Below are 805 nucleotides of genomic sequence, written 5' to 3' on the forward strand. Positions count from 1 at the left end.
TCAGGCCAGCGCCGGTTTCTTCAGCAGGATCTCGAAGCCGAGCGCGCCGAGCCCCGCGCTCGGGCTGTAGATCGACGCGACTTCCGCGAGGCCGGCTTCGGCGACGAGCGCATGCGCTTCGTCGAGCGTGATCTTTTCCTCGACGTGGGTCGGCGGATAGTCGGCGGCGGCGCGCATCTCGGTGAAGCGGTCGAGCAGGTGCTTCGGCGCGTCGCGGCGCATGTCGTGCACGAGCGCGATGCCGCCCGGTTCCAGCACGCGATACATCTCGGTGAGGCTGAGTGCCTTGTTCGGCAGGTGGTGCAGCGTCGCGCGGCCGACCGCCATCGTCAGCGTGCCGTCGTCGAACGGCAGCGCGAGCGCGTCGCCGACGCGCATCTCGATCGTGTCGTCGAGATCGAGTTCATGGATGCGCGGGCGGCCTTCGTCGAGCATCGCCGGATCGAGGTCGATGCCGACGTAGCGCCAGCCGCGCATCGCCGGATCGGTCGCGAGCCGCACCGGCACGACGCCGGTGGCCGTGCCGATGTCGGCGATCACGCCGGGCGTCATCCCGCGCGCGAGCTGGCGGATGCGGCTGATGAACAGCAGGTCCCACGGTTCGAGCGTTTCGGTGGCGAAGCGATCATAGTCGTTCGCCGGGCGCAGGTTCTTGAGCAGCATGACGTTCCTTTTGCAGAAGGGTGCCGAAGGGATGAAGGGATCACAGCCAGCCGACCGGCACGGCGGCCAGCAGCCGTCGCGCGGGCGCGCTGTTGACGCCGAAAGCCGGGCGGCGGCGGCGCTCGACCGCATGCGCGGCCAT

Annotated in this window: 1 protein-coding gene; it reads right to left on the reverse strand. The window is 69.6% G+C overall.

Going from position 1 to position 805, the window contains the following annotated elements; genetic code table 11:
• Positions 1-663 carry a class I SAM-dependent methyltransferase gene (locus G3N93_RS40860; RefSeq protein WP_206125272.1) on the reverse strand — a complete coding sequence of 221 codons (663 nt, stop codon included), beginning with the start codon at positions 661-663 and terminating at the stop codon, positions 1-3.
• Positions 664-805 lie beyond the last annotated feature (142 nt).

It is taken from the genome of Burkholderia sp. Se-20378 (assembly GCF_017104665.1).
Classification (GTDB): domain Bacteria; phylum Pseudomonadota; class Gammaproteobacteria; order Burkholderiales; family Burkholderiaceae; genus Burkholderia; species Burkholderia lata.

Bases quoted from the DNA above. Each gene is read 5' to 3' on its own strand.
- G3N93_RS40860 (WP_206125272.1), bottom strand. From the start codon at position 663: ATGCTGCTCAAGAACCTGCGCCCGGCGAACGACTATGATCGCTTCGCC.